Source organism: Herminiimonas sp. (assembly GCF_030645555.1).
In the GTDB taxonomy this organism is placed as follows: Bacteria; Pseudomonadota; Gammaproteobacteria; order Burkholderiales; family Burkholderiaceae_D; genus Oxalicibacterium.
In genome coordinates, this window is sequence record NZ_JAUSME010000062.1 from 1 (window position 1) to 6460 (window position 6460).

Sequence of the window (6460 nt, forward strand, 5' to 3'; positions counted from 1 at the left end):
CATAGCATCGTTTGTCACCTATCTGGACAAGCTCGAGCATGGCGACGATGCCGACGAGTGGGAAGCATTCACCAATGCCCTGACCACTAACCTGACCTCGTTTTTCCGCGAATCACACCATTTCCCGCTGCTTGCCGAGCATCTGAAAAAGGTCAAGGAACCGATAGAGATCTGGTGTTCGGCCGCCTCTACCGGTGAAGAGCCGTACTCGATAGCGATGACTGCGTGCGAAGCATTCAATACCTTGACGCCGCCGGTACGCATCATTGCCACCGACATAGACACCAATGTATTGAACGCCGGCGCCAATGGTGTTTATTCCATGGACCGACTCGACAAGATGTCGCCGGAGCGTGCGAAGCGCTTTTTCCTGCGCGGCAAAGGCGATCGCGAAGGCATGGTGCGCGTGCGCCCCGAGCTGCGGCAGATGATTACCTTCAAGCAGGTGAACCTGCTGGCTGACAACTGGGGCGTTGCCGGGCCGTTCGACGTGATTTTCTGTCGCAACGTGATGATCTATTTCGACAAGCCTACACAAGGGAAAATACTGGATCGCTTTGCGCCACTGATGAAGCCGGATGGTTTGTTGTTTGCCGGACATTCAGAGAACTTCCTGTATGTAACCGATGCATTCAAGTTGCGCGGTAAAACAGTGTATGAGCTGGACCCGAACCGAAAAATGAATGGTGCGCAGTTGCGTCGCGCATGAGGCAAAATTGATGAGTGAATTAACCAAAGAGCATTTCGCCACGAATGTCTATTACGACCGGGCATTCGATTGTGATGCGGCCAAGATCTTGCCTGGTGAGTATTACTACACAGGCAAGGATATGATGATCGTGACGGTACTGGGCTCATGTGTGTCGGCTTGCATACGTGATCGCGTATCGGGCGTAGGCGGCATGAACCATTTCATGCTGCCGGACAGCGGCGCCGACCTGGACAGCCCGATTTCTGCTTCAGCGCGCTACGGTACCTACGCGATGGAAATATTGATCAACGATTTGTTGAAGGCGGGCGCCAAACGTGAAAACCTGGAAGCCAAGGTGTTTGGCGGCGGTGCAGTATTGCGCGGGTTTTCTTCATTGAATGTGGGCGAGCGCAATGCGCAGTTCGTGCGCAATTTTCTGAAGGTGGAAAATATCCGCGTGCTTGCCGAGGATTTGAATGACATCCATCCGCGCAAAGTATATTACTTCCCGCGCAGCGGCAAAGTACTGGTCAAGAAGCTCAAGCAGTTGAACAACAACACGCTGGTCAATCGCGAACAGGATTACGCCAACCGTCTGCAGACGAACAATGTCGCCGGCGATATCGAGCTGTTTTCCTGATCGCGGTAGCCCAATAAGAGAAGATTCGCCTAGGTGGCATTATGAAAATAAAAGTATTGATTGTGGACGACTCGGCATTGATCCGTGGCGTGATGAAGGAAATTATCAACAGCCAGCCGGACATGGAAGTCGTCGGCGTGGCGCCGGATCCCATCATCGCGCGGGACTTGATCAAGCAGACCAACCCCGATGTGTTGACACTGGATGTGGAAATGCCGCGCATGGACGGTCTCGATTTTCTCGAGAAATTGATGCGCTTGCGGCCGATGCCGGTCGTCATGGTGTCATCGCTGACCGAGCGCGGATCTGAAATCACCTTGCGCGCACTGGAATTGGGCGCAGTTGATTTTGTCACCAAGCCGAAGATGTCTATCCAGAGCGGCATGCTGGAATACACGGAACTGATCGCCGACAAAATCCGTGCCGCTTCCAAGGCCAAGGTCAAGGCGCGCCAGATTCATGACCCAAGCAAGCCGGCGACAGAGAGTGCCTTGCCTTTGATACGCAATCCTTTGACCAGTAGCGAGAAGCTGATCATCATAGGCGCGTCGACCGGCGGCACCGAGGCGATCAAGGATTTCCTGATCCAGATGCCATCCGATTGCCCGGGCATCTTGATCACCCAGCACATGCCGCCCGGCTTTACCAAGTCTTTTGCGCAGCGGCTGGATAACCTGTGCAAAATTGACGTCAAGGAGTCTGAGGGTGGCGAGCGTATATTGCCCGGCCATGCCTACCTCGCACCCGGACATTCACATCTGCAACTGGTGCGTAGCGGTGCCAACTACATGACTCAACTCGACCAGGGGCCACCGGTCAATCGTCATCGTCCATCGGTCGATGTCTTGTTTCATTCCGCGGCTGTCCATGCAGGCAAGAACGCGGTTGGTGTTATTTTGACGGGCATGGGCAAGGATGGCGCGCTAGGCATGCTGGAAATGAAAAATGCCGGCGCCTATAATTTTGCCCAGGATGAAGCATCCTGCGTGGTATTTGGCATGCCGCGCGAAGCGATTGCTGTCGGTGGTACGCACGAAGTGGGCGCGCTGCAGGCATTGCCGGGTATGGTTTTAGGTTATCTGGCAACGCACGGCAGTCGTGCATTGAGGGTATAAACAGGCTGCTGGAACGGCAGGGTTGGAATTCTTCCATTTCTGCTGCATCATCAGTGCATAATGGCAAGATGTCGAAAAAAGAGGAGCTGTGCAAGCAGCTTCAAACTCTTTCTAGATTTATAACGATTTAAAGAATCAATGGAGTAATTCATGGCAGGTCCAAACACCAAATTTCTAGTCGTTGATGATTTTTCAACCATGCGCCGCATCGTCCGCAATCTCTTGAAAGAGCTGGGCTATACGAACGTTGATGAAGCCGAAGACGGCGTAATGGCGCTCGCGAAACTGAGAAGCGAGCAATTCGATTTCGTCGTATCCGACTGGAATATGCCGAATATGGATGGCTTGACGATGTTGCAAAACATCCGTGCCGATCCTGCATTGTGCAAGTTGCCGGTCTTGATGGTGACGGCAGAAGCGAAAAAAGAAAACATTATCGCTGCCGCACAAGCAGGCGCAAATGGCTATGTGGTCAAGCCATTTACCGCGGCTACGCTGGATGAAAAACTGGCGAAGATATTCGAAAAACTGGCTGCAGCCGGAGCCTGAGTTGAGCACCACCCCAGGTGTAGCAATGACGCCCGCTTCCATGCACGGTGTGGACGGCGAAGCTGCCGAGATCTCGCACGACGAAGTATTGTCGCGCGTCGGCCACATGACGCGCGCACTGCATGACAGCTTGCGCGGTTTGGGCTTCGACCAATTGATAGAACGTGCCTCGCACGACATCCCCAACGCGCGCGATCGTCTTGACTATGTTGCGCGCATGACGGAGCAGGCGGCGCAGCGCGTATTGACTGCGACGGAAGCTGCCGGCCCGCTGCAAGACCGGATACAAGCCGATGCCGCGGCGCTTTCGACCGATTGGCAACAGGCGCTGCAGTCTGAGTTTTCAGAAGAAAAATATCGCGCGATGGCGCAGCGTACGGCCGCTTACCTGGCGACAACCCAGGGCGCAGCGGTGGAAACCAAGCAGCATTTGATGAATATCATGATGGCGCAGGATTTTCAGGATTTGACCGGGCAGGTCATCAAGAAAGTCACCGAGCTCGCCCATGGCCTGGAGCAGCAATTGCTGCAATTGCTGGTCGATTACGCGCCGCCGGAAATCAAGCGTGAAGTCGATACCGGCTTGCTGAATGGCCCGCAAATCAACCCGGTCGGCAATGATGTGGTCGCCGGTCAGGCGCAGGTAGATGATTTGCTTGAAAGCCTGGGGTTTTAATTCATTGGTGAGCGTGACGCACCATCCTTTCCATTCCTGTTCTTATCTCTCTCATCGGTCCCATGTCTGAAAACAAATTCATTGTTCGAGAACCGCTCCTGAATGCAGCCCAGCAGATACAGGGATACGAACTGCGCTGGTACAGCAATGAGCAAGATGGCGGCATGGCCAGCGATGAAGACTTGCTGGAATTGGCAAGGTTTGCGGCCACACAATTACGCGATGAAGAATCGGGCTGGCTGCTCAAGGATAACGTGCTGTTTTTTGAAGCCACGCCAGCCTTGATAGCCTCCGACGTGGTGCAAACACTACCGGCAAAAAATACGGTGTTCCAGCTGACGGCGGCCGATCTGGCCGATGCAGACACGCTCAAGACAGTGATGGAATTGCGCCAGCAGGGCTATGGCATTTCCTTGCGTGATGCGGAAACACTGGCGCCAGGCAGCCCCTTGCTGAACGTCGTCAGTCACATCGAAGGCAAGTTCGGTGGTGAGGATGCCGAGGCAAGGGCGGCATTGGCCAACCTTCAATCACCGGCAGTCAAAGTGGCGCGCCATATCGCCAACTGGCAGGAATACGATACCTGCATGGCCACCGGCTTGCATGCATTCATCGGCAATCTTTACCTGACTCCGCGTCCAAGCAAAGAAAAACAAGGCTTGAATTCGGCGCAAATCATCATCGTGCAATTGATGGATATGGTGCGTCAGAATGCCGATGTGCGCGAGCTGGAAAACGTCCTCAAGCGTGACGCTGCATTGTCATACAAATTATTCCGCTATATCAACAACGTCGGCTTCGGTCTAGGCGTGGAGATACAATCCCTGCGTCATGCCGTCACGATGCTGGGTTATTCACCCTTGTATCGCTGGTTGTCACTGTTGCTGGCAACGGCCAGCGCCAACAGTCATTCGGCCGTCTTGATGCAAACCGCAATCGTGCGCGGGCGTTTTGCCGAATTGGCCGGGCAGGGCATCCTGCCCAAGAATGAGGCCGAGAATCTGTTTGTGGTCGGCATGTTTTCGCTGCTGGACCGCTTGCTGGGCATCCCGATGGAAGAAATACTGGAAAAAATCCATCTTTCCGAACCGGTGTCGCAAGCCTTGCTGACACGGGAAGGCATGTATGGCCCTTTCCTGGCGCTGGCCGAGGCCTGCGAATCCAATAATGGCGATATAAGCGCGCTGGCCGATGCGATCTTTGTCAATGCGCGTCAAGTCAATGAAGCGCACCTGGCAGCACTGGCCTGGGCGCACAGCATTAAAATCTAGGCTTTTTTTCACATATCCGCCTGGCAACATTTAAAAAGCGGGTATTTCCCACCCTATTCCCTCGATCACCTCGAAGCTTTCTAGCCAATAATCGACTCATTGGTCCGCATGGCGTCATATTGAACGTCTACCGGATTGCCCCAGGAGTCGGCTTTGGCTGAAGAAAGTGATCTCGAAAAGACAGAACCCGCGTCACCGCGCAAGCTGGAACAGGCGCGGGAGCAGGGTGACGTGCCGCGTTCGCGCGAGCTGGCGACCTGCACGCTGTTACTCGGTGCGAGCGCTGCTTTCTGGTTCACCGGCGACAATATGGTGGCCGAACTCAACCGCATGCTGGCATCCGGCCTGTCCTTCGACAGGGAGCTGGCGTTTGACATGCAGTTGCTGCTGACCCGTACCGCCGCCAGCATAGTCAGCTTACTCATCGTTTTCGCGCCTGCCGCACTGATCCTGATCGTGGTGGCGCTGGTATCGCCGATGCTGATAGGCGGCTGGCTGTTCAGCGCCCAGGCCTTGCAGCCTGATTTCGGTCGCATGAATCCATTCAAGGGCCTCGGCAATATGGTATCTACCCGTTCCGCAGTGGAGCTGGGCAAGGCCATAGCCAAAACCATCCTGGTCGGCGCCATCGCCTGGATGGTGATCAAGTATGAAATCGATGCAGTGCTGGCCTTGAGCGTGGAGCCCCTGCGATCGGGTTCGGCGCATCTGGGTCATTTGCTGCTGGTCAGCTTCGTTTTCATCGTCAGCGGTTTGATCCTTATTGCCGCCATCGATGCGCCATATCAAATGTGGCAACACGCGAAAAAACTGATGATGTCGCGTCAGGATGTCCGCCAGGAAGCCAAGGAATCCGACGGTAACCCGGAAATCAAGGCCAAGATACGCCAGCAACAACGTGAAATGGCGCGTCGCCGGATGATGTCCGAAGTACCGACCGCAGACGTGGTCGTCACCAACCCGACGCACTATGCGGTCGCACTGAAATATTCTGAAAACGGCATGCGCGCGCCGCAAGTCGTGGCCAAGGGTGCCGATGAAGTCGCGGCCAAAATCCGCGAACTGGCGCTGGAAAACAATGTGGTGATACTCGAAGCGCCGCCATTGGCGCGTGCGCTGTTTCGCCATGCAGAACTCGGCGATGAAATCCCGGAAGCGCTGTATATCGCAGTCGCAGAAGTGCTGGCCTATGTATTCCAGTTGCGCGCCTACAGCAAGAACGGCGGTGCGCGTCCTGAAAAACCGGCCGATCTCGACGTGCCGCCGCAGCTTGATCCTCTCAACCCCGCTGCAGAAGATGCAGATACCAATGGCCTGCCACAATGAATAGCCTGAAAATGCCAGCCTGGATGACGGGCCCGGGTTCAAAAGCCATCGCGGCACCGCTGATCATCATCATGATGCTGTCGATGATGATCTTGCCGCTACCGGCCATCGTGCTCGATATTTTCTTCAGCTTCAATATCGCGCTGTCGATCATCGTCCTGCTGACCGCGCTGTATACGGTTAAGCCGCTGG

The 6460-nt window shown here is 54.9% G+C and carries 8 protein-coding genes; all 8 read left to right on the forward strand.

Annotated elements, in window-relative coordinates; genetic code table 11:
* On the forward strand, positions 1-709 hold a 709-nt coding region (locus tag Q7T06_RS02545), incomplete at its 5' end, for a CheR family methyltransferase (RefSeq protein WP_304779640.1).
* A gap of 10 nt (positions 710-719) precedes the next feature.
* Positions 720-1331, forward strand: a complete 612-nt coding sequence (cheD, locus tag Q7T06_RS02550) for a chemoreceptor glutamine deamidase CheD (RefSeq protein WP_304779644.1) — start codon at positions 720-722, stop codon at positions 1329-1331.
* Positions 1332-1372: 41 nt separating this feature from the next.
* Positions 1373-2446, forward strand: coding sequence for a chemotaxis response regulator protein-glutamate methylesterase (locus tag Q7T06_RS02555; RefSeq protein WP_304779647.1), 1074 nt, complete (start codon positions 1373-1375; stop codon positions 2444-2446).
* A 150-nt stretch (positions 2447-2596) separates the two neighbouring features.
* Positions 2597-2995 (forward strand): chemotaxis response regulator CheY, encoded by a 399-nt coding sequence (gene cheY, locus Q7T06_RS02560; RefSeq protein WP_304779650.1) that lies wholly within the window; start codon positions 2597-2599, stop codon positions 2993-2995.
* A 25-nt stretch (positions 2996-3020) separates the two neighbouring features.
* Positions 3021-3671, forward strand: a complete 651-nt coding sequence (gene cheZ / locus Q7T06_RS02565; RefSeq protein ID WP_304779653.1) for a protein phosphatase CheZ — start codon at positions 3021-3023, stop codon at positions 3669-3671.
* Positions 3672-3733: 62 nt separating this feature from the next.
* Positions 3734-4942 carry an EAL and HDOD domain-containing protein gene (locus Q7T06_RS02570; protein WP_304779655.1) on the forward strand — a complete coding sequence of 403 codons (1209 nt, stop codon included), beginning with the start codon at positions 3734-3736 and terminating at the stop codon, positions 4940-4942.
* 153 nt (positions 4943-5095) lie between these two features.
* Positions 5096-6268: a flagellar biosynthesis protein FlhB gene (gene flhB / locus Q7T06_RS02575; protein ID WP_304779657.1), complete on the forward strand. Its 1173-nt coding sequence runs from the start codon at positions 5096-5098 to the stop codon at positions 6266-6268.
* A partial coding sequence (locus Q7T06_RS02580; RefSeq protein WP_304779660.1) for an FHIPEP family type III secretion protein occupies positions 6265-6460 on the forward strand: 196 nt, incomplete at its 3' end. The genes flhB and Q7T06_RS02580, both read left to right, overlap by 4 nt.

What these genes read in the sequence shown, in the direction of transcription:
- Q7T06_RS02555 (WP_304779647.1), top strand. Translation starts at nt 1,373, where the DNA reads ATGAAAATAAAAGTATTGATTGTGGACGACTCGGCATTGATCCGTGGC.
- cheY (WP_304779650.1), top strand. Translation starts at nt 2,597, where the DNA reads ATGGCAGGTCCAAACACCAAATTTCTAGTCGTTGATGATTTTTCAACC.
- cheD (WP_304779644.1), top strand. Translation starts at nt 720, where the DNA reads ATGAGTGAATTAACCAAAGAGCATTTCGCCACGAATGTCTATTACGAC.
- cheZ (WP_304779653.1), top strand. Translation starts at nt 3,021, where the DNA reads ATGACGCCCGCTTCCATGCACGGTGTGGACGGCGAAGCTGCCGAGATC.
- Q7T06_RS02570 (WP_304779655.1), top strand. Translation starts at nt 3,734, where the DNA reads ATGTCTGAAAACAAATTCATTGTTCGAGAACCGCTCCTGAATGCAGCC.